This is a genomic window from Reyranella soli, from assembly GCF_007992495.1.
GTDB classification, from domain to species: domain Bacteria; phylum Pseudomonadota; class Alphaproteobacteria; order Reyranellales; family Reyranellaceae; genus Reyranella; species Reyranella soli.
On the sequence record NZ_BKAJ01000061.1, the window covers coordinates 40,474 to 65,014 of the forward strand.

At 66.1% G+C, this 24,541-nt stretch carries 22 protein-coding genes; 16 read left to right on the forward strand and 6 right to left on the reverse strand.

The window, feature by feature from the left end; genetic code table 11:
• Positions 1 to 9: 9 nt before the first annotated feature.
• From RSO01_RS17370 to RSO01_RS17395, 6 genes are read left to right on the forward strand one after another with little or no spacing between them, the layout of a single operon-like run.
• The gene (locus tag RSO01_RS17370) at positions 10 to 1,020 is read left to right on the forward strand and encodes a TRAP transporter substrate-binding protein (protein WP_246158503.1); all 1,011 of its coding nucleotides are present in this window, start codon (positions 10 to 12) and stop codon (positions 1,018 to 1,020) included.
• Positions 1,017 to 1,601: a TRAP transporter small permease subunit gene (locus tag RSO01_RS17375; protein ID WP_246158504.1), complete on the forward strand. Its 585-nt coding sequence runs from the start codon at positions 1,017 to 1,019 to the stop codon at positions 1,599 to 1,601. The genes RSO01_RS17370 and RSO01_RS17375 overlap by 4 nt, the downstream gene beginning before the upstream one ends.
• A gap of 38 nt (positions 1,602 to 1,639) precedes the next feature.
• A complete protein-coding gene (locus RSO01_RS17380) occupies positions 1,640 to 2,944 on the forward strand; it encodes a TRAP transporter large permease (protein ID WP_147150382.1) in 1,305 nt (434 codons plus the stop codon).
• A gap of 26 nt (positions 2,945 to 2,970) precedes the next feature.
• Entirely contained in the window at positions 2,971 to 4,335 is a 1,365-nt protein-coding gene (locus RSO01_RS17385) for a glutamine synthetase family protein (protein ID WP_147150383.1), read from the forward strand.
• A complete protein-coding gene (locus RSO01_RS17390) occupies positions 4,335 to 5,501 on the forward strand; it encodes an iron-containing alcohol dehydrogenase (protein WP_147150384.1) in 1,167 nt (388 codons plus the stop codon). Before RSO01_RS17385 ends, RSO01_RS17390 begins: the two co-directional genes overlap by 1 nt.
• Complete coding sequence (locus RSO01_RS17395; RefSeq protein WP_147150385.1) at positions 5,501 to 7,954, forward strand: GcvT family protein; 2,454 nt, start codon at positions 5,501 to 5,503, stop codon at positions 7,952 to 7,954. The genes RSO01_RS17390 and RSO01_RS17395 overlap by 1 nt, the downstream gene beginning before the upstream one ends.
• A 76-nt stretch (positions 7,955 to 8,030) precedes the next feature.
• Here the strand turns inward: RSO01_RS17395 and RSO01_RS17400 are convergent, their stop codons facing one another.
• Together RSO01_RS17400 and RSO01_RS17405 are read right to left on the reverse strand one after the other, a co-directional pair.
• On the reverse strand, positions 8,031 to 9,716 hold the full coding sequence (locus tag RSO01_RS17400; RefSeq protein ID WP_147150386.1) for a Na/Pi cotransporter family protein: 1,686 nt from the start codon (positions 9,714 to 9,716) through the stop codon (positions 8,031 to 8,033).
• Between the two features lie 91 nt (positions 9,717 to 9,807).
• Positions 9,808 to 10,695 carry a LysR substrate-binding domain-containing protein gene (locus tag RSO01_RS17405; RefSeq protein WP_170303145.1) on the reverse strand — a complete coding sequence of 296 codons (888 nt, stop codon included), beginning with the start codon at positions 10,693 to 10,695 and terminating at the stop codon, positions 9,808 to 9,810.
• 73 nt (positions 10,696 to 10,768) lie between these two features.
• On the opposite strand from RSO01_RS17405, the gene RSO01_RS17410 reads away from it, so the two are divergent.
• The 6 genes from RSO01_RS17410 (at position 10,769) to RSO01_RS17435 (ending at position 17,081) form a co-directional block, all read left to right on the forward strand.
• The gene (locus tag RSO01_RS17410) at positions 10,769 to 11,920 is read left to right on the forward strand and encodes a 2-aminoethylphosphonate--pyruvate transaminase (protein ID WP_218037370.1); all 1,152 of its coding nucleotides are present in this window, start codon (positions 10,769 to 10,771) and stop codon (positions 11,918 to 11,920) included.
• Positions 11,921 to 11,931: 11 nt separating this feature from the next.
• Positions 11,932 to 13,209 carry a phosphonoacetate hydrolase gene (phnA, locus tag RSO01_RS17415; RefSeq protein ID WP_147150389.1) on the forward strand — a complete coding sequence of 426 codons (1,278 nt, stop codon included), beginning with the start codon at positions 11,932 to 11,934 and terminating at the stop codon, positions 13,207 to 13,209.
• An 8-nt stretch (positions 13,210 to 13,217) separates the two neighbouring features.
• Positions 13,218 to 14,666, forward strand: a complete 1,449-nt coding sequence (phnY, locus tag RSO01_RS17420; RefSeq protein ID WP_147150390.1) for a phosphonoacetaldehyde dehydrogenase — start codon at positions 13,218 to 13,220, stop codon at positions 14,664 to 14,666.
• Between the two features lie 132 nt (positions 14,667 to 14,798).
• Positions 14,799 to 15,155 carry a GFA family protein gene (locus RSO01_RS17425; RefSeq protein WP_147150391.1) on the forward strand — a complete coding sequence of 119 codons (357 nt, stop codon included), beginning with the start codon at positions 14,799 to 14,801 and terminating at the stop codon, positions 15,153 to 15,155.
• A 29-nt stretch (positions 15,156 to 15,184) separates the two neighbouring features.
• The gene (locus RSO01_RS17430; protein WP_147150392.1) at positions 15,185 to 16,162 is read left to right on the forward strand and encodes a Bug family tripartite tricarboxylate transporter substrate binding protein; all 978 of its coding nucleotides are present in this window, start codon (positions 15,185 to 15,187) and stop codon (positions 16,160 to 16,162) included.
• A gap of 94 nt (positions 16,163 to 16,256) precedes the next feature.
• Positions 16,257 to 17,081: an isocitrate lyase/PEP mutase family protein gene (locus tag RSO01_RS17435; RefSeq protein ID WP_147150393.1), complete on the forward strand. Its 825-nt coding sequence runs from the start codon at positions 16,257 to 16,259 to the stop codon at positions 17,079 to 17,081.
• 55 nt (positions 17,082 to 17,136) lie between these two features.
• On the opposite strand, the gene RSO01_RS47335 is transcribed toward RSO01_RS17435, so the two are convergent.
• Positions 17,137 to 17,310: a hypothetical protein gene (locus RSO01_RS47335; RefSeq protein ID WP_170303146.1), complete on the reverse strand. Its 174-nt coding sequence runs from the start codon at positions 17,308 to 17,310 to the stop codon at positions 17,137 to 17,139.
• Between the two features lie 859 nt (positions 17,311 to 18,169).
• On the opposite strand from RSO01_RS47335, the gene RSO01_RS17440 reads away from it, so the two are divergent.
• Positions 18,170 to 18,634 carry a peptidoglycan-binding domain-containing protein gene (locus RSO01_RS17440; protein WP_147150394.1) on the forward strand — a complete coding sequence of 155 codons (465 nt, stop codon included), beginning with the start codon at positions 18,170 to 18,172 and terminating at the stop codon, positions 18,632 to 18,634.
• A 78-nt stretch (positions 18,635 to 18,712) separates the two neighbouring features.
• Here the strand turns inward: RSO01_RS17440 and RSO01_RS17445 are convergent, their stop codons facing one another.
• Positions 18,713 to 19,048 carry a hypothetical protein gene (locus RSO01_RS17445; protein ID WP_147150395.1) on the reverse strand — a complete coding sequence of 112 codons (336 nt, stop codon included), beginning with the start codon at positions 19,046 to 19,048 and terminating at the stop codon, positions 18,713 to 18,715.
• A gap of 63 nt (positions 19,049 to 19,111) precedes the next feature.
• A complete protein-coding gene (locus tag RSO01_RS17450) occupies positions 19,112 to 20,860 on the reverse strand; it encodes an adenylate/guanylate cyclase domain-containing protein (RefSeq protein WP_147150396.1) in 1,749 nt (582 codons plus the stop codon).
• A 107-nt stretch (positions 20,861 to 20,967) separates the two neighbouring features.
• Between RSO01_RS17450 and RSO01_RS17455 the strand changes: the two genes are divergently transcribed.
• On the forward strand, positions 20,968 to 22,449 hold the full coding sequence (locus tag RSO01_RS17455) for a flavin-containing monooxygenase (RefSeq protein WP_147150397.1): 1,482 nt from the start codon (positions 20,968 to 20,970) through the stop codon (positions 22,447 to 22,449).
• A gap of 76 nt (positions 22,450 to 22,525) precedes the next feature.
• The gene (locus RSO01_RS17460) at positions 22,526 to 23,512 is read left to right on the forward strand and encodes a Bug family tripartite tricarboxylate transporter substrate binding protein (protein WP_147150398.1); all 987 of its coding nucleotides are present in this window, start codon (positions 22,526 to 22,528) and stop codon (positions 23,510 to 23,512) included.
• A 6-nt stretch (positions 23,513 to 23,518) separates the two neighbouring features.
• Here RSO01_RS17460 and RSO01_RS17465 read toward each other — a convergent pair whose 3' ends face one another.
• Positions 23,519 to 23,977: an ester cyclase gene (locus RSO01_RS17465; protein WP_147150399.1), complete on the reverse strand. Its 459-nt coding sequence runs from the start codon at positions 23,975 to 23,977 to the stop codon at positions 23,519 to 23,521.
• A 29-nt stretch (positions 23,978 to 24,006) separates the two neighbouring features.
• Here RSO01_RS17465 and RSO01_RS17470 point away from each other — a divergent pair, with 29 nt between their 5' ends.
• Positions 24,007 to 24,495: a MarR family winged helix-turn-helix transcriptional regulator gene (locus tag RSO01_RS17470; protein ID WP_147150400.1), complete on the forward strand. Its 489-nt coding sequence runs from the start codon at positions 24,007 to 24,009 to the stop codon at positions 24,493 to 24,495.
• The last annotated feature ends 46 nt before the right edge of the window (positions 24,496 to 24,541 follow it).

The following is a 24,541-nucleotide window of genomic DNA, read 5'->3' on the forward strand; positions in this document are numbered from 1 at the left end:
GGGGCTTCCATGAAGCTGGGACGTAGAACGGCTCTGAAGGCAGGCGCGGGCATGAGCGCGATGATGCTCGGCGCGCCGGCCGTGGTGCAGGCGCAGGCGGCGCTGAAGTTGCCGCTGTCGACGGTATGGCCGGACGGCAATTTCCATACGATCAACGCCAAGAAGTTTGCCGAGGAGGTCAAGACGGGCACCTCCGGCGCCGTCGAGATCGACGTGAAGTCGGGCGGCCAGCTCGGCTTCAAGGGACCGGAGCAGCTGCGCGCCGTGCGCGACGGGCTGGTGCCGATGGCCGACATCCTCAACATCCAGCAGATCGGCGACGAACCGATCATGGGCGTCGAGGGCATCCCGTTCATTTCCAACAACATCGAGGAGCTGAAGGTGCTGCATAAGTACCTCCGGCCCGAGTACGAGAAGGTGGCGCTGAAGAACAACCAGACCATCCTCTACATGGTGCCGTGGCCGACGCAGTACCTGCACCTCAAGGTGAAGTGCGAATCGCTCGATGCGCTCAAAGGCATCAAGATCCGCGTGCCCGACAAGAACGCCCAGGACATGTGCAGCGCCATCGGCATGGCGCCGGCGCTGATCCCGTGGGGCGAGACCATCGCGGCGCTGTCGTCGGGCGCGGTCGCCGGCGTGTCGACCTCGTCGGTGTCGGGTGTCGACGGCAAGTTCTGGGAGTTCCTGAAATTCTTCCACCAGACCAACCATGCCTGGTCCAGCCAGATCGTCACGATCAACAACGACACCTGGAAGAAGATCTCGCCGGCCAACCAGAAGGTGATCGTCGACCTTGCCAAGAAACTCGAGCCTGAGTTCTGGGGCACGTCGCTGAAGGCCGACACCGACAGCAACAAGAAATTGACCGATGGCGGCATGACCCTGGTGGTGCCGCCGCCGCAGATGGTGGCCGACCTGCAGAAGAAGACGGCGCCCATGATCGCCGACTTCATCAAGCGCGTGCCGGCGGCGGAGAAGCCGATCAAGGCCTATCTCGTCGAAATGAAGCGCGCGTGAGCGCGCACGGCCCGAACGCAAACGCAGGGGCGCCCCAGCCCCTGCGCTTCTTCCTCGACGCCATCGACATGCTCGGCCGGCTCGACGGCTGGCTGGGCGCGGCCTGCCTGGCGGCGCTCACCTGCCTGATGCTGGCCGAGGTGCTGGTGCGGGCGCTGTCCGACATCTTCCCCTGGGTGCCGGCCGACATTCCGATCGCCTGGGAATACAGCTCCTATCTAATGGCCGCGGCCTTCACCTTCGGGGCGGCCATGACCCTGCGCGCCGGCGGCCACATTCGTGTCACCTTGGTGTTGGCTCGCGTGAAGCCCGAGACGCGGCGCTGGCTGGAGACGCTGCTGGCGGCGTTGGGCGTGGCCTTCACCGGTTTCCTGGCCAACGCCATGGTCAACTTCACCTGGCGCAGCTTCACCTCCGACCAGGTCTCGCTGTCGAGCGCCACGCCGCTCTGGATTCCTCAGGCGCTGGTGACTTTCGGCGTCTGCCTGCTGGTGCTGCAGTTCGTGGCGCGCTTCTTCCAGGCCCTCCTCGGTCTGCCATTGGAGGATCTCAGCATGCGCGCGGCGTCGGTCTCCGAATGACGATCTGCGAATGATTGAGGCGGCGCCGTAGGTAAACGATGCTCGAGATCGTCATTGTCATGTTCGTGGTGCTGTTCGCCTTCCTGGCGGGCGGCCTGTGGATCGGCTGGACACTGGCTGTCACCGGCACGGTGCTGCTGGCGGTGTTCCGCGACATCCCGCTCGACAAGCTCTTGGCGCAATACGCCTGGAACATCCTGACGACACAGGAACTGCTGGCCCTGCCGCTGTTCATCGTCATGGGCGAGATCCTGTTCCGCACGCGGCTGTCGCAGTCGCTGTTCCGCGGCCTGACGCCGTGGGCGGCGTTGCTGCCCGGGCGGTTGCTGCACGTCAACGTCATCGGCTGCACGATCTTCGCGGCGATCTCCGGCTCGTCGGCGGCGACCACCCAGGTCGTCGGCCGCATATCGCTGGCCGAGCTGCTGAAGCGCGGCTACTCGAAGGATGTCGCCGTGGGCTCGCTCGCCGGCGCCGGCACGCTCGGCTTCCTGATCCCGCCCTCCAACATCATGATCATCTACGGCGTGCTGGGCGACGTCTCGATCGCCAAGCTCTTCACCGCAGGATTCATCCCGGGCTTCCTGCTTGCCGGCTGCTTCATGGCCTGGATCATGCTCCATACTGCGCTCAGGCCGGAGATGGTGCCCGCGGCCGAGCGCAAGGTGCGCGTGGCGTCGCGCGCGGAGTTCGCTGTGTCGGTGCGCGAGCTGGGACCCGCGGTGTTCCTGATCCTGTGCGTGCTGGGCTCGATGTATGGCGGCTTGGCGACGCCGTCGGAGGCGGCTGCAGTCGGTGTGCTGGGCGCCCTTGTCGTTGCTGGTGTCCAGGGCGAGCTGTCGCGCACCGCCTTGCGCGCCATCGCCATCGGCTCGGTGCAGACCTGCGCCATGATCGCGCTGATCGTGCTGGGTGCCTCGATCCTCGGCAGCGCCGCGGCCTTCCTCGGTATCCCGGCCGCAGTCGCGGCCTTCGTCTCCAGCCTCGGCCTGTCGTCCTTCATGCTGATCGTCGCCCTGATCGTCTTCTATCTGATCCTGGGCTGCTTCCTCGACGGCTTCAGCATGATCGTCATGACACTCCCCATCGTCATGCCGATTGTGAAGGCCGCGGGATTCGACCCGATCTGGTTCGGCGTCTTCCTGGTGCTGGTGGTCGAGATGGCGCAGATCACGCCGCCGGTTGGCTTCAACCTGTTCGTGATCCAGGGCCTGACCGAGGACGGCCTGGGCTATATCGCGCGCGTCACCTTGCCTTATCTGTTGATCATGGTCGGCTTTACCATCCTGGTTACCGTACTGCCCGATATTGCCCTCTGGCTTCCCCGCTACCTCAGCAGCTAGTCTGGTCGCAGAAAAAGGGGGCTTGAATGGAACCGCGCCAGGTAAGAACAGCGGCCGATGCGCGTCGCATCCTGCAGGAGCGCGGATTGCGCCACGTCAAGGTCGGCGTCCACGACATCGACGGCATCCTGCGCGGCAAGTACCTGCACATCGACAAGTTCAGCGGCGCGCTCGACGGCGGCATGGGCTTCTGCGACGTGGTCCTGGGCTGGGATTCCAACGACCAGCTCTACGACAACGTCACCTACACCGGCTGGCACACGGCCTATCCCGACGCCAACGTGCGCATCCTGCCCGAGACCTGCCGCGAGATCGCGACCGAGCCCGGCAATCTCCTGTTCCTCTGCGAGTTCACCGACAAGGCCGAGGAGATCTGTCCGCGCGGCGTCCTGCGCCGGGTGCTGGCGCGCGCCGCCAAGCTCGGCTTCGAGGTCAAGGTCGGCTTCGAGTACGAGTTCTTCGTCTTCGCCGAGACGGCCTTCTCGATCCGCGAGAAGGGATACAAGAACCTGAAGCCGATCTCGCCGGGCTTCTTCGGCTATTCGATGCTGCGCAACTCGGTCCTGTCCGACTGGTACAGGGACCTGCTCGCGATGTGCGAGACCATGGACATGGGCATCGAGGGCCTGCACACCGAGACCGGCGCCGGCGTGCTCGAGGCGGCGCTGCGTGTGAAGGACGCCCTCGGCGCCGCCGATGCCGCCGCCCTGTTCAAGCTCTACACCAAGGTGTTGGCGCAGAAGCGCGACTGGCTCGCCACCTTCATGGCCAAGTGGTCCAAGGACTGGCCGGGCTGCGGCGGTCACATGCACATGTCGCTGTGGAAGGACGGCAGGCCCGTCTTCTTCGACGAGGGCGGCAGCCATCGCATGAGCGACACCATGCGCCACTTCGTCGGCGGCCAGCGGGCGCTGATGCCCGACCTGCTGGCCATGGTGGCCAACAACGTGAATTCCTATCGCCGCCTGATCCCGGGCTTCTGGGCCCCTACCGTATCGAGCTGGGGCGTGGAGAACCGTACGACCTCGCTACGCGTCATCCCAGGCTCGGCCAAGTCGACGCGCGTGGAGTACCGCATTGCCGCTGCCGACGCGAACCCCTACCTAGCGCTGGCTGCGGCGGTCGGCTCGGGCCTGTGGGGTGTGGAGAACAAGATCGATCCCGGTGAGCCCATCAAGGGCAATTCCTACGAGATCGAGCATCCCGAGAAGGCGCAGCTGCCGCGTACGCTGATGGAGGCGGCGGGCCGTCTGAAAGCCTCGCCGGCGGCGCGCGATCTGTTCGGCGATGCCTTCGTCGATCACTATTCTGCAACCCGCGAATGGGAAGAGCGTGAGTTCCGCAAGGCCATCACCGAGTGGGAGCTCGATCGCTACATGGAAATCATCTGATGTCTCAGTCCTTGGTCGGTAACTGGAATTATCCCACCTCGATCCGTTTCGGCGCGGGCCGCATCCGCGAACTGCCCGACGCCTGCAAGGCGATCGGCCTGAAGCGGCCGCTGCTGGTGACCGATCCCGGGCTCGCGAGCCTGCCGATGATCAGCGACGCCATGCTGTCGCTGCGCAAGGCCGGCATCGACGTCGCCCTGTTCAGCGAAGTGAAGCCCAATCCTGTGGCCGCCAACGTCGAAGCGGGCGTGCGCATCCTGCGCGCCGCCAAGAACGACGGCGTCATCGCCTGGGGCGGCGGCTCCGGCATCGACACCGGCAAGGCGATCGCCTTCATGGCCGGCCAGACGCGGCCGCTGTGGGATTTCGAGGATATAGGCGACTGGTGGACGCGCGCCAATCCGGCGGGGATCTATCCCACGATCGCCGTGCCGACCACGGCCGGGACGGGCTCGGAGACCGGCCGCGCCTCGGTGATCACCGACACCGGAATGCACACCAAGAAGATCATCTTCCATCCCAAGATGATGCCGTCGATCGTCATCGCCGATCCCGAGCTGACGGTCGGCCTGCCGGCCAAGCTGACGGCGGGCACCGGCATGGACGCGTTCATCCATTGCCTGGAAGCCTATTGTGCGCCGGGCTATCACCCCTATGCCGAAGGCATCGCGGTCGAAGGCATGCGGCTGGTGAAGGAGAACCTGGCGCGCGCGGTGAAGGACGGCCGGGACATCGAGGCGCGCGGTCATATGCTGGCGGCCTCGCAGATGGGCTCGACGGCCTTCCAGAAGGGGCTGGGCGCCATCCATTCGCTGTCGCATCCGGTGGGCGCCGTGCTCGACACGCATCACGGCCTGACCAACGCCGTCGCCATGCCCTACGTGCTGCAGTTCAACCGAGCGGCCATCGACGAGAAGATCCAGCGGCTGGCGCGCTGGCTCGGCCTCCGTAACCCGACCTTCGACGGCTTCATGGAATGGAGCCTCGATCTCCGCCGCCAGATCGGCATCCCGCACACCCTGGCCGAGCTCGGAGTCAAGGAAAGCCATCTCGACAAGTTCGCCGAGATGGCGGCGGTCGATCCGACGGCCGGCGGCAATCCCGTGAAGGCGGGCGTGCCGGAGATGCGCAAGATGTACGAAGCGGCGGTGGCGGGGAGGCTGTAGTGGCTACGAACTTCCCCACCCAGGCCCGCGTCGTCATCGTCGGCGGCGGCATCATGGGCTGCTCGACGGCCTATCATCTGGCCAAGCTCGGCTGGAAGGATGTCGTCCTGCTGGAGCAGGGGCGGCTGAGCGGCGGCACGACCTGGCATGCAGCCGGCCTGGTCGGCCAGTTGCGCAGCTACCAGAACCTGACGCGCCTGATCCGCTACAGCACTGAGCTCTATTCCAAGCTCGAAGCCGAGACCGGCCTGGCGACCGGCTGGAAGCAGTGCGGCTCGCTTTCGGTGGCGCGCACCGAGGAGCGCATGGTGCTGCTGCGCCGCTCCGCCGCCATGGCCAACGCCCAGGGCGTCGACTGCGAGCCGCTGACGCCCAAGCAGGCCGGCGAGAAGTACCCGATCATGCGCACCGACGACCTGGTGGGCGCGGTGTGGCTGCCGGGCGACGGCAAGGCCAATCCTGCCGACATCACCCAGGCCCTGGCGCGCGGCGCGCGCACCGGCGGCGTGCGCATCTTCGAGAAGACGCGCGTCACGGCCATCGACACCAAGGACGGCCGCGTCACCGGCGTGCAGACGACCGAGGGCCCGATCAAGGCCGAGATCGTCGTCAACTGCGGCGGCCAGTGGGCGCGCCAGCTCGCGCGCACGGTCGGCGTCACGGTGCCGCTCTATTCCTGCGAGCACATGTACATCGTCACCGAGAAGATGGAGAACGTGCCGCGCGACCTGCCGGTGATGCGCGATCCCGACGGCTACATCTACTTCAAGGAGGAGGTCGGCGGCCTGCTGATGGGCGGCTTCGAGCCCGAGGCCAAGCCCTGGAACAAGGACATCATCCCCGACGACTTCGAGTTCGGCATGCTGCCGGACGACTGGGACCAGTTCCAGATCCTGATGGATAACGCGCTGATCCGCGTGCCGTCGCTGGAGAAGACCGGCATCAAGACGTTCATGAACGGGCCGGAAAGCTTTACGCCCGACCTGAACTACATCCTGGGCGAAGCGCCGCAGGTGAAAGGCTTCTTCGTCGGCGCGGGCTTCAACTCGATGGGCATCGCGAGCTCGGGCGGCGCCGGCATGGCGCTGGCCGAATGGATCGTGGCCGGCGAGCCGACGCTCGATCTCTGGCCGGTCGACATCCGCCGCTTCGCCGGCTTCCACGGCAACGATGCCTGGCTGAAGAGCCGTGTCGCCGAGACTCTCGGCCTGCACTACAAGATGCCGTGGCCGCAGCGCGAGCAGGAGAGCGGCCGGCCGTTCCGCCGCTCGCCGCTCTACGATCGGCTGAAGGCGAGGGGCGCCTGGTTCGGCAACAAGATGGGCTGGGAGCGGCCCAACTGGTTCGCCGGCGTCGGCAAGACTCCCGACATGCAATACGGCTGGGGCCGCGGCGCCTGGTTCGACGCCGTCGCCGCCGAGCATCGCGCCACGCGCGAGGCCGTGACCGTGGTCGACGAGACGTCGTTCGGCAAGATCCTCGTGCAGGGTCGCGATGCAGAGGCGCAATTGCAGCGTCTCGCCGCCAACAACGTCGCCGTGCCGATCGGCGCCACGGTCTATACCGGCATCCTGAACGAGCGTGGCACCTTCGAGAGCGATCTCACCATCGCGCGCCTCGCCCGCGACAAGTTCCTGATCATCACCGGCTCGGCCCAGCCGGTGCGCGACATGGATTGGCTCAACCGCCATGTCGACGAGGAAGCTCACGTCACGCTGACCGACGTCACCGGCGCCTGGACGGTGCTGTCGGTCATGGGGCCGCGCAGCCGTGCGCTGCTGCAGAAGGTGAGCCGCGCCGACTTTTCCAAACATGCCTTTCCCTTCGCCACCATACGCGAGGTCGGGATCGGCCATGGCACGGTGTTGGCGTCGCGCCGCACCTACATGGGCGAGCTGGGCTGGGAGCTCTACGTGCCGGTCGAGTTCGCCGTCACCGTGTTCGAGGCCCTGCACGAGGCCGGCGCCGAGTTCGGCCTGCGCGATGCGGGCTACTACGCTGTCGAGTGCATGCGCCTGGAGAAGGGCTATCGCGCCTGGGGCCGCGAGCTCACGCCCGATGACACGCCGTTCCAGGCGGGCCTGGGCTGGGCGGTGAAGCTCGACAAGCCGGGCGGCTTTTTAGGCCACAAGGCGCTGGTCGAGGCCAAGGCCAAGCCGCTGACGCGCCGCCTGGTGTCGGTGGTGTTGGAGGATTCCGAGCCGCTGCTATGGGGCGGCGAGGCGTTGCTGCGCGACGGCCGGCCTGTCGGCGATCTCACGTCGGCGGGTTACGGCCATTCCGTTGGCGCGTCGGTCGGCCTGGGCTACGTTCGCCGAACCGACGACGCGGCGATCGACGCCGCCTGGCTCGATGGCGGCAAGTTCGAGGTCGACCTAGCCGGCACGCGCCTGCGCGCCAAGGTGTCACTGCGCTGCCCCTTCGACCCGACGGGCGCCCGTATCAAGGGCTGATCATCCTCTTCCGGACCGCCGGCCTCTGGCCGGCCTCATGATCATGAGCCGGCCAGAGGCCGGCGGTCCGGAAGAGTCAGACCGAAGGCGCCGGCTGCCCGGTCGTCGGGTCGGGCGCTGTCCTGAGCCGCGTGTCGGCGAGTTCGCCGGCCGCCTCGAGGATCGGATACGCCACCGACGCCAGGTGGCCGTTGATGCGCTTCAAATCCCGGATCACGTCCATGTGGATCGAGCTGGTCTCGATCGATTCCGGCCGGCCCTCGCGCAGGCGGGCGAAATGGCTGTCGGCGGTGCGCGATTCGGCCTCGCGCAGGGACGCTTTCTCGCCGACCAGGCGGCGCGCCAGGGTGATGTCGCGCGTGGTGAAGACGTTCAGCGCCAGCCGCAGGTTGTCGAGCACGCGGCTATGGAAGGCGCGCAGCTCGGCCATGCCCTCGGCCGAGAAGGCGTAGCGGTTCTTGATCTTCTTGGCGGCGAGCTCCATCAGGTTCTTGTCGATGATGTCGCCGATATGCTCGAGGTTGGTGGTGAAGGTCAGGATCTCGACGTAGCGCTTGCCGTCTTCCTCGCCGAGCTCGTTGCGCGAGACCTGCACGAGGTAGAGCTTGATCGCCTCGTATAGCTGGTCGACGGCGTTGTCGGCCGCCTCGATCGCCTTCACCGCCTTGGCGTCATTGCGCTCCAGCACATCGATGGTCTGGCGCAGCATGTCGGCGACGCGGTCGCCGAGGTTCAAGGTCTCGCGCAAGGCGCAGCCCAGCGCCTCGGCCGGCGAATCGAGGACGTTGGGGTCGAGGTGCCGCGGCTTGCCGGGATCGTCGGGCACCGGCTTGTCTGGCAGCAGCTTGCGGCAGCCCCAGGCGACGACATCGACCAGCGGCAGGAAGACCAGCGAGGCCAGCGCGTTGAAGCCGGTATGGAAGTTCACCGGCATGCGGGTGGCCGAGCCGTCCAGAAGCGTCAGCCAGTCGACCAGCGGACCCAGGAACGGCAACAGCGCCACGCCGACGATGGCGCGCGTCATGAGGTTGGCGAGCGGCACGCGGCGGGCGGCGACGTCGGCGCTCGACTGCGCCATGTAGGGCGCGAGCGCCCCGCCGATGTTGGCGCCGATCACCAGCGCCAGGGCGAGCTTGGGCTCGATGAGCCCAGAGCCCGCGAACGACATCACCAGCAGCACCGTCGAGAGGCTGGAATGCACGAACCAGGTGGCGAGCGTGCCGACGACGACGGCGATCACGTACTCGTCCTGCAGGCCCTGCAGCATGGCCATGAAGGCAGGCGCGGTGCGCAGCGGCAGTGTTGCGGCGGCCAGCAGTTTCAGCGACAGCAGCATCAGGCCGAGCCCGATGGCGACGCGGCCGAGATGGCGCGATTTGTCGGTATCGCTCGACAGGAAGGCGATGACGCCGGCGCCGATCAGCAGCGGCGATACCCACCCGAGGTCGAACGACAGGATCTGGGCGGCGATGGTGGTGCCGATGTCGGCGCCCAGCATGATGGCGAAGGCGATCGACAGGGGGATCAGGCCACGGCCGGCGAAGGAGGAGACCAACAGCGACGTGGCCGTGCTCGACTGCAGCAGCCCGGTGATGGCGATGCCGCCCAGGAAGGCGGTGACGCGGTTGCGCGAGCACGCGGCTATGGCGCGGCGCAAGGCAGCGCCGAAGGCGCGCGTCAGCCCCGTGCGCACCATGCGCACGCCCCACAGCAGCAGCGCAACGCTGCCCAGCACGTTCAGGACGGTCTCGACGCCATGCATGATCGCGGAACCCTACGCCTCGATTCCCATCAGTAAAAGTTTTTTGACAGTTTTATGACTTGGAGCGCGGACCCTCCAGGTCCGCTCATGGTCATGATGCGGACCTGGAGGTCCGCGCTCCGGCAAGAGTTGCCTCGTCTATGAACGCACGCACCAGTGCGACGCGGCGGCGCTCCTGCAGACACACCGCGTATTCGGCGACATTGAGGTCGGTGTCCGTGACAAGGACGGGACGGAAGCGCCGGTCCTCGCCGAGCTCGCTCGCGAACACCGCGCCGATGCCGAAGCCCGCCGCCACCGCCTCGCGCACGCCTTCGCGCGTCTGCACCTCGACGATGGCGTCGGGCCGGATATCGGCCGCGGCCATGGCCTGCTCGACCACCTCGCGGGTGATCGAGCCGCGCTCGCGCAGTACAAGCGACTGGCCCGCCAGCGCCGACAGAGGCGCACGACCGCGCTTGGCGAGCGGATGGCGCGAGGGCACGAACAGCACGACACGGTCGGTGCGCAGCCTGACGGCATGCAGCCGCGGGTCGGACACGCTTTTGGCCATCACCGCCACGTCGGCCTCGTGTCGCAGCAGCCGCTCCAGCACGACGGCCGAGTTGTCGATCGCGAGCGCGAAGGTCAGGCCTTCGGCGCGGTCGCGCAGGGCGGCCATGATCGGCACGACGTGATGGGCCGAATCGGCCGCGATCCGGAGATGCCCGCGGGTCAGGGCCTGCTCGCCGGCCAGCAGGGCGCGCGCCTCGTCCTGCACGGCGAACAGCCGCGTGGTGATGCCGTGCAATTGACGGCCGGTCTCGGTCGGCGCGACGGTGCGGCCGCGCCGGTCGAACAGGCGCACGCCATAGGCCTGCTCCAGCGTCGTTACCTGGCTCGACAGGTTGGGCTGGCTCAGCCCCGAGGCGCGGGCCGCAGCCGAGAACGACCCGGATTCGGCCACCAGATGGAAGGCGCGCAGCTGCGTCGGCGTCATATATGGAAAACCAATAAGTAACATATGGATTATATACTGGACGCATAGAGGCCGCGAGCCCATGAATCGCCGCATGACGACCAAGCACACCCAGTCAGAAACCGGCGATCCGCTGCTGCTGACGCCCGGTCCGCTCACCACCTCGGCCAGCGTCAAGCAGGCCATGGTCCACGACTGGGGCTCGCGCGATGCGGAGTTTCTGCGCATCAACCGCATGGTGCTCGACAAGATCGTCGAGCTTGCCGGCGGGCAGGGCACACACGTCACCGTGCCGGTACAGGGCTCGGGCACCTTCGCCGTCGAGGCGATGATCACTTCGTTCGTGCCGAAGTCCGGCAAGCTTCTGGTGCTGATCAACGGCGCCTACGGCCAGCGCGCGCTGAAGATCGCCCAGATCGCCGGCCGCGCCACGGCCTCGCTCGAGACGCCGGAAGACACGCCGCCCGACCTGGCGCGACTGGATAACATGCTGGTCGACGACACAGCCATCAGCCACGTCTTCGCCGTCCATTGCGAGACGACCTCGGGTATCCTCAACCCCATCGCCGAGGTTGCGGAGATCGTCGCCCGCCACGGCCGCCGCCTACTGGTCGATTCCATGAGCGCGTTCGGTGCGATCGAAATCGACGCCCGCAAGATCCGCTACGACGCGCTGGCCGCCTCATCCAACAAGTGCCTCGAGGGCGTGCCGGGCCTGGGCTTCGTGATCTGCCGCAACGAGGCCCTGGCCGAGTGCAAGGGCAACGCCACGACCCTGGTGCTCGACCTGTTCGACCAGGCCGAGGCCTTCGCCCGCACCGGCCAGTACCGCTTCACGCCGCCGATCCACGTCATCGTGGCCCTGGGCAGGGCGATCGAGGAGCACGAGGCCGAGGGCGGCGTCGTCGGCCGCGGCAGGCGCTATCGGGAGAATGCCGGCGTGCTGATCGACGGCATGCGCGCCATGGGCTTCCAGACCCTGCTGCCCGACCGCCTGCAGGCGCCGATCATCGTCACCTTCCACATGCCGACCGATCCACGGTTCGTCTTCCAGACGTTCTATGATGCGCTGAAGGACCGCGGCTATGTGATCTATCCTGGCAAACTCACGGTCGCCGATTCTTTCCGTATCGGCTGCATCGGCCGGCTGTATCCTCAGCACATGGTGAGCGCCCTGCTTGCGGTGCGGGAGGTGTTGGACGAAATGCGGGTCAGCAACGGCGGCCCGGCGCTGGCGGCGGAGTAGGAGAAGTACGCATGGCACCCGACAGTCTGAACACCCCCGACAAAGACGGAGGCGTTGGCGAGATCGCCGTCAACGGCCGCCGCTACCGCCTGCCGCGCCAGCCCACGGTCGTGGTCTGCGTTGACGGCTCGGAGCCGGGCTACATCGAGCGCGCCGTCGAAGCCGGCCGCGCGCCATGGTTCGGCAAGGTCCTGACCCAGGGCACGAACCTTCTGGCCGACTGCGTCGTGCCGAGCTTCACCAACCCCAACAACCTCTCGATCGTCACCGGGCGGCCGCCAGCCGAGCACGGCATCTGCGGCAACTACTTCCTCGATCCCGACAGCGGGAAAGAGGTGATGATGAACGATCCGAAGTTCCTGCGCATCGAGACGCTGTTCCCGTCGTTCCAGCGCGCCGGCTGCCGCATTGCCGTCGTCACCGCCAAGGACAAGCTGCGCGGCCTTTTAGGCAAAGGGCTGGAGCTCGGCGCCGGCAAGGCCTGCAGCTTCTCGTCCGAGAAGTCCGACAAGGCCACGCTCGGCGAGAACGGCATCGACAAGGTGAACGAGCTGGTCGGCATGCCGGTACCCGACGTCTACAGCGCCGGCCTGTCGGAGTTCGTGTTCGCCGCCGGCGTGAAGATCATGGAGCGCGACCGGCCGCAGATCATGTACCTGTCGACCACCGACTACATCCAACACAAGCACGCGCCCGGCACGCCGGTCGCCGACGACTTCTACGCCATGATGGACGGCTACATGGCCAAACTCGATGCCATGGGCTGCACGATCGTACTCACCGCCGATCACGGCATGAACGCCAAGTTCGGCGCCGACGGCCAGCCCGACGTCATCTACCTGCAGGACGTGTTCGACGGTTGGCTCGGCAAGGACGAGGCGCGGGTCATCCTGCCCATCACCGATCCCTATGTCGTGCATCACGGCGCGCTGGGCTCCTTCGCCGTGGTCTACCTGCCGGCCGGAACGACGTCCGAGGCCGCGGCCGCCAAGCTGAAGGCCATGCCGGGCATCGAGGCGGCGCTCTCCGAGCAGGAAGCCGCCGCCCGCTTCGAGTTGCCGGCTGATCGCCTGGGCGACCTCGTCGTCGTCTCGACCAAGCACAAGGTGCTGGGCACCTCGGCCTCGCGCCACGACCTGTCGGGCCTGACAGAGCCCTTGCGCAGCCATGGCGGCATCTCCGAGCAAAAGGTGCCGCTGCTCTGCAATCGCAAGCTTTCAGCCGATGGTGCGTCGCGCCATTGGCGCAACTTCGACGCCTTCGACCTCGCCCTCAACCTCGTCGCCTGAGAGACACCATGGACACGATGATCCGCAGCGATGTGCGGCACGACGCATTGCGCATTGCCGGCAAGAAGGTCGAAACCAAGAGCCGTCTGGAAGTCCGCTTCCCGTGGGACAACCGGCTGGTCGGCAGCGTGCCGCGGGCAACGCCCGAGCTGGTGGCCGAGGCCTTCCGCATCGCCCACGCCTACAAGCCCAAGCTGACGCGCTATCAGCGCCAGCAGATCCTGCTCAAGACCGCCGAGCTTCTGGTCGCGCGCAAGGAAGAGCTGTCGCGCCTGATCACGCTGGAATCGGGCCTGTGCCTGAAGGATTCGCTCTACGAGGTCGGCCGTGCCTTCGATGTCTTTACCTTCGCGGGCCAGCTCTGCTTGCTCGACGACGGCCAGACCTTTTCCTGTGACCTGACCCCGCACGGCAAGTCGCGCAAGATCTTCACGCTGCGCCAGCCGCTCAATGCCATCTCGGCGATCACGCCGTTCAACCATCCGCTGAACATGGTGGCGCACAAGCTGGCGCCGGCCTTCGCCACCAACAACTGCGTGGTGCTGAAGCCGACCGAGCTCACGCCGCTCACCGCGCTGTTCCTGGCCGACACGCTCTACGAGGCGGGCCTGCCGCCCGAGATGCTGTCGGTGATCACCGGCAATCCATCGGATATCGGCGATGCCATGATCACCGACCCGCACGCCGACCTCGTGACCTTCACCGGCTCGGTGCGCGTCGGCAAGCACATCGCGGCGACCGCCGGCTACAAACGGCTGGTGCTGGAGCTGGGGGGCAACGATCCGCTGATCGTCATGGAGGATGCCGACCTCGACAAGGCGGCCGACCTTGCCGTCGCCGGCGCCACCAAGAATTCGGGCCAGCGCTGCACGGCGGTAAAGCGCATCATCGTCGTCGACAGCGTGGCCGACGCCTTCGTCGAGCGCCTGCTGGCCAAGGCGAAGAAGCTCAAGGCCGGCGATCCGCTCGATCCCGAGACCGACGTCGGCACCGTGATCCACGAGCGCGCCGCCACGCTGTTCCAGAACCGCGTGAGCGAAGCCGTCGCCAAGCACGGCGCCAGGCTGCTGCACGGCAACGATCGCCGCGGCGCGCTTTTCCCACCGACAGTCGTCGATCATGTCGATCCGACCTGCGAGCTGGTGCGCGAGGAGACGTTCGGTCCGGTCATCCCGGTCATCCGCGTGAAAGACATCGACCATGCGATCAAGGTCTCCAACGGCACGGCCTACGGCCTGTCGTCGGGCGTCTGCACCGACCGCCTGGACTACATCACGCGCTTCGTCGACGAGCTGCAGGTCGGCACGGTCAATGTCTGGGAAGTGCCGGGCTATCGCATCGAGATGTCGCCCTTCGGCGGCATCAAGGATTCGGGCCTCGGCTACAAGGAGGGAGTCCTTGAAGCCATGAAGAGCTTCACCAATGTAAAGACCTGGTCGCTGCCCTGGCCGGGGTAGGGGCAACTCCGGCCGCACGATCTCCGTTACGGAGGAGCTGTCATCCCGAGCGCAGCGAGGGACCTTTCCTGTTGGCTCAAAGGTCCCTCGCTACGCTCGGGATGACAATGTGCGCGTTCCAGAGGAGGAGCCATGCCTAGTCAAAGCTACACCGGAGGGTGCCACTGCGGCGCCGTCGCCTACACGGTCGAGGTCGACACCGAACAGGCGCTGAAGTGCAACTGCTCGATCTGCACCAAGCTCGGCGCCGTCTGGGCCTTTGCGCCCCAGGCCAAGTTCAAGCTCACCAAGGGCGCCGACGAGCAGGGCGACTACCTCTTCAACAAGAAGAAGCTGCACCACCGCTTCTGCACCTCCTGCGGCATCGAAAGCTATGCCAACGGCACCGGCCCCGACGGATCACCCATGGTCGGCATCAACCTGCGCTGCGTCGAGGGCGTCGATGTCGACAAGCTCAGCCCCCGTGCGTGGGACGGCCGCAGCATGTAGATTGACCCTCCTGTAAGGGAGGAATCGTCATGTTTTCGCTGTCCCGCCGACGCCTGCTGGCAACAACTGCGGTTGCCCTGGCCGCGCCCGCCGTGGCGCGTGCGCAGGCTTGGCCCACCAAGCAGATCCGCATGATCGCGCCCTATCCGCCAGGTGGGGGCATCGATACGGTGACGCGGGGCTTCTCCGAGGGCGTGTCGTCCAGGCTCGGGCAAGTTATCGTGGTCGACAACCAGCCGGGGGCGGGCGCCACGATCGGTGCGTCGGCGCTGGCGCGCAGCCCGGCCGACGGCTACACGCTGATGGTCGGTAGCATGGTCGACTATTCGATCGCGCCCTATTTCCACCAGAACCTGACCTTCGACATGGCCAAGGACTTCGTGCCGATCCTGGAGATCGGCAACGGTACGGTGGGCGTGCTGGTGACGCCGAGCCTGCCGGTGAAGAACGTCCAGGAGCTGATCGCCTACGCCAAGGCCAACCCGGGCAAGCTCTCCTACGCCTCGTCGGGCTTCGGCGGGCTGATCCATCTCAACTACGAGATGCTGAGGCAGATGACGGGCGCGGAGATGACCCACGTGCCGTACAAGGGCACCAGCTTCTTCCAGGCCGACCTCTACGAAGGCCGCGTGCAGGTTTCGATCGACAACGTGCTGGCCCATCTGCCCAACATCGCTGCCGGCAAGGTCCGCTGCCTTGCCGTCACCAGCAAGGCGCGCTCGCCGCTGCTGCCTGACGTGCCGACCATGGCCGAGGCGGGCGTGCCGGGCTTCGAATCGGCCACCAACTACACACTGTTCGCGCCCAAGGCGGTGTCGGCCGACATCCAGAAGAAGCTGAATGAGACCGGCAACGAGGTGGTGAGCGACGCGGGCTTCCGCGAGAAGATGCTGAAGCTCGGCATCGTGCCGGCTGGTGGTCCGCAGGCGGAGGTGCAGGCCAAGATGCCGGCCGAGATGAAGCGCTGGGCCGACGTCATCCAGAAGGGCAACATCAAGCCCAGCTAGGCCAACGCATGAGCGATGATCGGGTTATTCCTCGTTGTGCGAGGGGTGACCCTGCCGACAAACTCGCGCGCGTTTTTCGAGAAGGAAGCCAGCCATGACCGTCAGCCAGGCCGACAAAGCCAAGAAGTTCCGTGCCCTGCACGAGGCGCCGGGTTCGTTCGTCATTCCCAACCCGTGGGACGGCGGCTCGGCACGCGTGCTGGCCGGCCTGGGCTTCGAAGCGCTGGCGACGTCGAGCGGCGCCAAGGCGGGCGTGCTGGGCAAGCGCGACGGCAAGGTCACGCGCGAAGAAGCGCTGGCCAATGCCAAGCAGATCGTCGAGGCCTGCGACCTGCCCGTCGCGGCCGACCTCGAGAAGGGTTTCGGTGATGGGCCGGAAGCGGCTGCCGAGACTATCCGGCAGGCGGCCGGCGTCGGTCTGGTCGGCGGCTCGATCGAGGACGCCACAGGCGACAAGGACAAGCCGCTGTACGACGTCGAGGCTGCTGCGGCGCGCGTCGCGGCGGCCGTGAAGGCGGCGCGGGCGCTGCCGTTCCCATTCATGCTGACGGCACGTGCCGAAGGATTCCTGCGCGGCCGCGCCGATCTTGACGACGTCATCAAGCGCCTGAAGGCCTACGAAGCGGCTGGCGCCGACGTGCTGTTCGCGCCCGGCTTGCCGGACATCGAAGCGGTGAAGAAGGTCTGCGGCTCGATCGGCAAGCCGTTCAACTTCATGGTCGGCATCAAGGGCCGTTCGTTCAGCCGCGCCGAGCTGGAGGCCGCCGGCGTCAAGCGCATCAGCCTTGCGACCTCGCTCTATCGCGCCGCGATGACCGGCCTGGTGGCCGCAGCCAAGGAGGTCAAGGACAAGGGCACCTTCACCTACCTCGACACGTCGATCCCGACGCCCGAGCTCAACGCGTTCATGAAGGAGTAATTGTACGGACTTCGCCAGATCCGGAAATGGCAGCCGGCGACCCCGATCACCGCCGCTAGTTCAGCCGTCCGGTGTAGGGGCCGGCCTCGACATTTTCTGCGCTGAAGCCCGGGTGCCAGTAATAGCGCACTCCGCCGAACTCCTGCTTCATACACCAGTCGCGGACCAGGCAAAGGTACGGTACCCAATCGTTGGTGCTGAGAACTGCCTTTGGGTTCTGCAGCAGCATAAGGTGCGCCGTACATATCACAGCTTTGCCACTTAAGTGCCCTGAGTCGGGTAGGGCATACTGTCCAAAGTCGGCATCGAGGGGAGGGGACAAGTTCAACATTCCTTTCAGTTTGGCGTTGGCACCCAACAGGACGGTTGACACACCACTACGTTCCTTTGTGGCACCACTGTGAGCGTCTCGCTTTCGGAATTGCCTGACTTGGCGTCCGATTTCGATGACCCTCGCGTGGCTATTCTTGAGCAATTTTTGAGCCAGTGAGTCGTCAGGGCCAATCCTTTTCGAGGAGCGCCTGCAGAAAGAACGACTGCCGGCCGCAGGTGTTCCACAATCGATTTATCATGCCGTTTCAGTGACTTCGGGTCCATGAGGATATCTCCGTAGGAGGGACAACCAGCCGACCTTTCCCTTACGCGGCACGGGCGGGCTTTCTCTGATCGACGAGGGGCAGGACCCGGACTTTGGGCGGTCATGCCCGGCGTTGCGAATTTGGGCGACCCGCGCCACTGCTGTTCGCGGGGCAGCGTGGTAGGCGCCGAGCGACTGGGCGGGCAGCGGCGCTGTCACGATCGGGAGGGGCGAAATGGTGTGTCGATCAGTTCAGCTTTTTTGACTATGCGGCAAAGGTGGAACGGGTCTCTTTTCAGACACAATGTATGATTGTGAAAGATAGTATATTTACAACTATATAAATTGACATTGGCGATGCTTCATGATCAACTTAAAAATGAAGCGGGGTCTTTTCGGCAACATACGCTGCACTGAAGCGAGCCGTATGTTTGGTGACTTTCCGTAGGCGTATTGTTCGGCCTTCCCCCTTCACGCTGCTTCCCTGTCACATCGTCGAAGGAGAAAGCAAATGGCCCATCCCACCATCAGCCTCGGATCAACTGGCGCCGAAGTCACGCTTTGCCAGCAATTGCTGCAGGCACGAGGCTATTCCCCTGGTGCAATCGACGGTCTCTTTGGCCCGCAGACGAAGGCTGCCGTCGTGCACTACCAGGTCGATCGATCTGCGGCTCCACCGCCGCCGCATGTCCATCTGGGCTTCAATCTGCCTCTGGTCGTCGACGGCATCGTCGGCAACAACACATGGGGAAGATTGGACCCGCCACAGATCCAGAAGAATTCGACTCAGCACAACTACGTCAGGCTGTGCCAACTCATTCTCAAGTCATTTGCGGTTCCCGCTTTTGACCCCGGGCCTGCCGATGGCCTTTTCGGTCCCAATACGGAAGCGGCTGTGAAGGCGTTCCAAGCCATCTTCGCGACGCCCGTGGACGGCATCGTTGGCCCGAAGACCTGGCGCGCTCTGCGTAGCTGATCGAACGATTCCACTGATGGGCAGGCTGAAGGATGCGTTTGCCTTTCGTCTGCCCCTCAGTGGTTTTCGTGAAAGGTGCTACTTGCAGGCCAGCGTCTCGCTGGCCGGCCTGCTGCCGCGGTCGATGTCGTAAGTATCCGGCAAAAACTTGTTCTTGATCAGCTTGCCCGAAACCTCGACCTGGGCGCCGACCTTGCAGCCCTTGTCGTTGCGATGGGTGACCATGCCGAACTGGCAGGACGTCTTGCGGTCACGGAAGAAGATCACCCCGGCGGCCTCGACCATGCGATCGATGGTGCCGGAAACCTTGACGTCCTGGCCTTCGAGGTTGTCGCAGAACTGTGCGGCCGCCGGGCCCGTCTGAAGCCACAGGACAGCAGGCAGCACAAAGGCGGCCACCAGCCTCGGTCGCATCTTATCTCTTCCTTCCCACATCATCGCTGCAATAATAGAGCCAGCGCGCTTCCTGGTGAAGTGCTACGGCAGGCCCGCCTTGGCGAGGCCATCCAGGATACGCTGGAAATCCCGGGCATCCTTGTAGGGCAAGACGCCCTCGCGCTGCTGCAGCGAGAAGCCGGGATTGACCTGGAGCAGCCCGGCCCAGGCCTCGCTTGCCTCCTCGGTCCTGCCGAGATGGCCGTACGAAGCCGCCAGCAGCATGCGGCTGGCATCGGTGTTGGGATTGCGCGCGATGCGCTCCACCAGGTAGCCGGCGGCGATTTCGTCCTGTCCCATGCTGAAATGCGCCTGCGCCGCCAGATGCAACAGGATGTTGGGATAGAGCGGATCAAGCCGCATCGCCACCGCGATCGACTCCAATGCCTGCTTGTGATGGCCCGAGTACATCAGCGCCATGCCCAGAAGCGCATGGCCTTGCGCGTAATTGTGGTCGAGCTCGACCGCCCGGTGGAGCTCGGTCAGTGCGTCGTCATGGCGGCGCTGCCAGACCCGCACATTGCCCATGGCGACATGGCCGCCGGGCTGGCGCTCGTCGAGCTCGAGGGCGCGCCGCGCCCAGCGCTCGCCCTCGGCCAGCGCACTCTGCGGATCGGGGATCCAGGCGTTGACGTAGTCGGACACCGACGCGAAGGCCAGGCCGACATGAGGTGCTGTGAAGTTCGGATCGAGCTCGAGCGCGCGCCGATGCAAAGCCTTGGCCTGGGCGATGGTCTCGCGCGTGCCGATGCCAAGAAGCTGCCGGGCGCGCAGCCAGCTTTCATAGGCTTCGAGGTTCTTGGTGCCGCCGCGCTTGAGGTCCTGCTCCTCGACACGGCTGAGCTTCACCGCCAGCGCCTCGACGATCTTGTGCACGACCTCGTCCTGGGTCGCGAAGATGTCGGTCAGCTCGCGATCGAAGCGGTCGGCCCACAGATGGCCGCCGCTCTGGGCGTCGACCAGCTGGGCGGTTATGCGCACGCGGTTGCCGGCCTTGCGGATCGAGCCTTCGAGCACGAAGCGCACGCCGAGCTCGCGGCCGACCTCCTGCACCTTCACCGACCGGCCCTTGTAGGTGAAGGACGAGTTGCGCGCGATCACGAACAGCGCCTGCACCTTGGAGAGGTCGGTGATCAGGTCCTCGGAGATGCCGTCGCTGAAATACTCCTGCTCGGCATCGCCGCTCATGTTGGTGAAGGGCAGGACGGCGATCGACGGCTTGTCCGGCACGGCGGGCGCCGCGGGGCGCGTCTTGCCGTTGGCCCGGCCGATGCGGAACACGCGGACCGGCCGGGCGATGTTCTTGACCGACTTCTCGCCCAGGTCCTCGAGCTCGATGCCGAGCTTGTCGCGCACCGAATCGCGCACCGCGCGTGACACGAAGATGGCGCCGGGCTCGGCCAGCGTCTCGAGGCGGGCGGCGATGTTGACGCCGTCGCCGTAGATGTCCTCACCCTCGATGATGACATCGCCCATGTTGATGCCGATGCGGAATTCGATGCGCGCATCGTCGGGCGCACCGCGGTTGCGGTCGGCCATGCCGGCCTGGATGGCGACGGCGCAGCGCACGGCCTCGACTGCGCTCACGAAGTCGACCAGCAGGCCGTCGCCGGTGCGCTTGACGATGCGGCCGCGATGGGCGGCGATATGGGGCTCGATCAGCTCGCCGAGATGCGACTTCAGGCGGTGCAGGGTGCCTTCCTCGTCACGGCTCATCAGCCGGCTGTAGCCGGCGACATCGGCCGCCAGGATGGCCGCGAGCCTTCGTTTGGTGCGTTGGTCGTCTTCCATGGGCCTAATTTCTGGGACGCCAACATAACGTCGTGCCCGGCTTTACGCGAGATGGTTGCAGAAGGGGCGGGCTTGCGCCGGTTGATTACCTCGATGAACTTAGGGATATGGACACTGCTGCCGATTTTGCACGTGCTGATACCGAACATCTCGATGTGCTGATCGTGGGCGCGGGCCTGTCGGGCATCGGTGCCGCCTGGCATTTGCAGGACAAGTGTCCGGGCAGGACTTACGCCATCGTCGAGGCGCGCGAGACCAGCGGCGGCACCTGGGATCTCTTTCGTTATCCCGGCATTCGCTCGGACTCCGACATGTACACGCTGGGCTACTCCTTCCGCCCCTGGAAGGACGCCAAGGCGATCGCCGACGGCCCGGCGATCCTGTCCTACATCCGCGATGTCGCGAGCGACCACGGCATCGATGGCAGGATCCGCTACGGCCATCGCGTGGTGGCGGCCCGCTGGTCGACGCCGGAGGCGCGCTGGACGGTCGAGATCGAGCAGGGGCCCGACAAGCGCCGGACCACCATCACCTGCGGCTTTCTCCTGATGTGCAGCGGCTACTACGACTACGCGGCGGGCTACCTGCCGCAATTCCCGGGCGTCGAGCGCTTCGCGGGCCGCATCGTCCATCCGCAGAAATGGACCGACGACATCGACTACAAGGGCAAGCGGGTCGTCGTGGTCGGCAGCGGCGCCACCGCCGTCACCCTGGTGCCCGAGATGGCCAAGGACGCCGCGCATGTCACGATGCTGCAGCGCTCGCCGACCTATGTCGTGGCGCGCCCGGCCGAGGATGCGATCGCCAACTGGCTGCGCCGCTATCTGCCGATCGGCCTGGCCTACGGCATGACGCGCTGGAAGAACGTGCTTCTGGGCATGTGGTTCTATCAGCTCTGCAAGCGTAAGCCCGAGCGTGCCAAGGCGCTGATCCTGAAGGGCGTGCGCTACTGCCTGGGACCGGACTACGACATCGATCGCCACTTCACGCCGCGCTACAATCCCTGGGACCAGCGATTGTGCCTGGTGCCCGACGCCGACCTGTTCCGCGCCATCCGCCGCAAGCAGGTCTCGGTCGTCACCGACGAGATCGTGACCTTCACCGAGACCGGCATCCGACTGAGGTCGGGCAAGGAGCTCGAGGCCGACCTGATCGTCACAGCGACGGGCCTTGCGCTGCAGCTCATGGGTGGCATGACCGTGATGGTCAACGGCAAGACAGTCGAGCCTGCCGACACGGTTTCCTACAAGGGCATGATGTACAGCGACGTGCCCAACCTCGCTGCCGTCTCGGGCTACACCAACGCCTCGTGGACATTGAAGGCCGACCTGGTCTGCGAATACGTGTGCCGGCTTCTCAATCACATGCACAAGGCCGGCCTGCGCCAGTGCACGCCGCGGCTCGACGATCCGGCGATGGAGCGCCTGCCGTGGGTGGATTTCTCGTCGGGCTACATCAAGCGCGCCATCGACAAGTTCCCCAAGCAGGGCGCACGCAAGCCCTGGCGGCTCAACCAGAACTACGCGCTCGACCTCATGAGCCTGCGCTACGGCTCGGTGGAGGATCGCGCAATGGTGTTCTCGAAGTAGAGAGAATTCACACATTTGCCACCGATCCGACCGCTTTCGGCGGTTACCCTTGCAGGGGTCACATGGGAGAGGTGACATGCATTCCACCCGTCGACGTCTTGTCGGATCGGCCGCCGCGTTCGCTGCGTTTGCCGGACCCGCCGCCGCGCCGCGGGCACAGCCTGCGTGGCCGAACAAGCCCATCCGCATCATCGTCCCCGGTGGCCCCGGCGGCGTCACCGACATCCGCGCGCGCTGGTTGGCCGAGCGGCTGTCGCCGGCCCTGGGGCAGTCGGTCGTGGTCGAGAACCGCACCGGTGCGGGCGGAAACCTGGGTACGGTGGCGGCGGTGCGCAGCACGCCCGATGGCTACACGCTGCTGATCGTGCATATCGGCACCATGACCATCAATCCGCACATCTATCCCAATCCCGGCTACGACCCGTTGGTCGACATCGCGCCGATCACGCGGCTGGGCGTCGGTCCGCAGGCGCTCGCCGTGCACAAGGACGTGCCGGCGCGATCGGTCGAAGAGTTGCTCGCTCTTGCGCGAGCAAAGCCGGGCGATCTCACCTTCGTGACACCGGGCGTCGGCACGCCGGGCCATCTCGCGGCGTGCCTGCTGATGCACCGCACGGGCATCAAGGTGACGCACATTCCCTACAAGGGCGGCGGGCAGGCCGTTCAGGACCTGATCGCGGGCCATGTGACCTTCACCATCGAAGGCCTGACGCTGCTCAGGCCCTTCGTGCAGGACGGCCGGCTGCGTGTTCTCGCCGTCACCACGGCGCGGCGCGCCAAGTCGATGCCGGACGTGCCGACCATGGCCGAGGCGGGTGTGCCGGGCTACGAGCTCACCGCCTGGGCGGGGATCGCCGCGCCGGCTGGCACGCCGCGGCCGGTCATCGATCGCCTGTATGGCGAGATCGCCAGGATCGCGGCGACGGCCGAGGCGAAGGCCTGGTTCGACTCTTTCGGCATCGATGCCGGTGCCGAGTCGCCCGATGCGTTCGCCGCCCTGGTGCGCGCCGAATACGCCCAGATGGGCGAGGTCGTGCGCGTCATGGGCATCAAGGCGGAATAGCGTGGCCTACGCGGCCTTGCGATGCCGCAGCTCGCCGAGCGCCGGAATCGGCTCGGCGCCGATCTGGCGCAGGAGCGAGCCCAAATCGTAGTGGAACCGCTCGGAGAGCATCAGCCCATCCTTGAAGGCGAGCACGACGACGAACGGCTGCACGATCGGGCGTCCGGTCGGCTCGATGCCGAGGAAGCGGCCGATGTGGCGACCGTGCCAGGTCGCCTCGGCCATATAGCCGCCGCCTTCCAGCCAGCCGCCGTTCTGGCCCGGGCCGCGCTTCACCGTGACGTCGAAGGTGGTCCACCATTGCCGATAGTGCGCCGCGGCGCCCTCGTGGCCGTGCCAGGACTGGCCGGTCGCGAAATCCTCGAAATGACACTCGGGATGGAGCGTGGCCAGCGTGCCCGCGAGGTCCTGGCCGTTCTCCGCCGTAAGGTGGCGGCCCACGAGGGCGGCGAGCTGCTGGTCCATGGACGGTCTCCTGCTATATTCGAAGTCTGATGAAATATAAGAACTCTGATATTGCACGCAAGCCGGGAACCGTGCCGCGGCCGGGCGAGGGCAAGCGCGGGCCCGAGGGCCATCTCGGCTACCTGGTGCGGCAAGCGAGCGTGGCGGTGCGGGCGGCGATGGAAAAGGTGCTGGCCGACATCGAGGTCACGCCGCCGCAGTTCAGCGTGCTCACCATGATCGTGTCCTATCCCGGCGTGTCGGGCGCCGACCTGGCGCGGCTCACTCTCCTGACGCCGCAGACCATCAACGTGATCGTGCGCAATCTTGAGAGGATGGGCGCCATCCGGAAGTCGGCCGATGCCGAGCATGGCCGCATCCTGCGATTGACGGCGACGGCGAAGGGCCAGGCGCTGCTGAAGCGCTGCCGCGCCCGCGTGATGGAGGTCGAGGACCGGCTGGGTGGCTTGCTCGGCCGCGACGAGGAGCGGGTCGTGCGCCGCTGGCTGAGCGCGGTGGGCGAGGCGTTGGGGAAATAGCGCTGGGGGCGCGCCACTCCAGTGGCGCGTCATGGTCTTGCCGGAG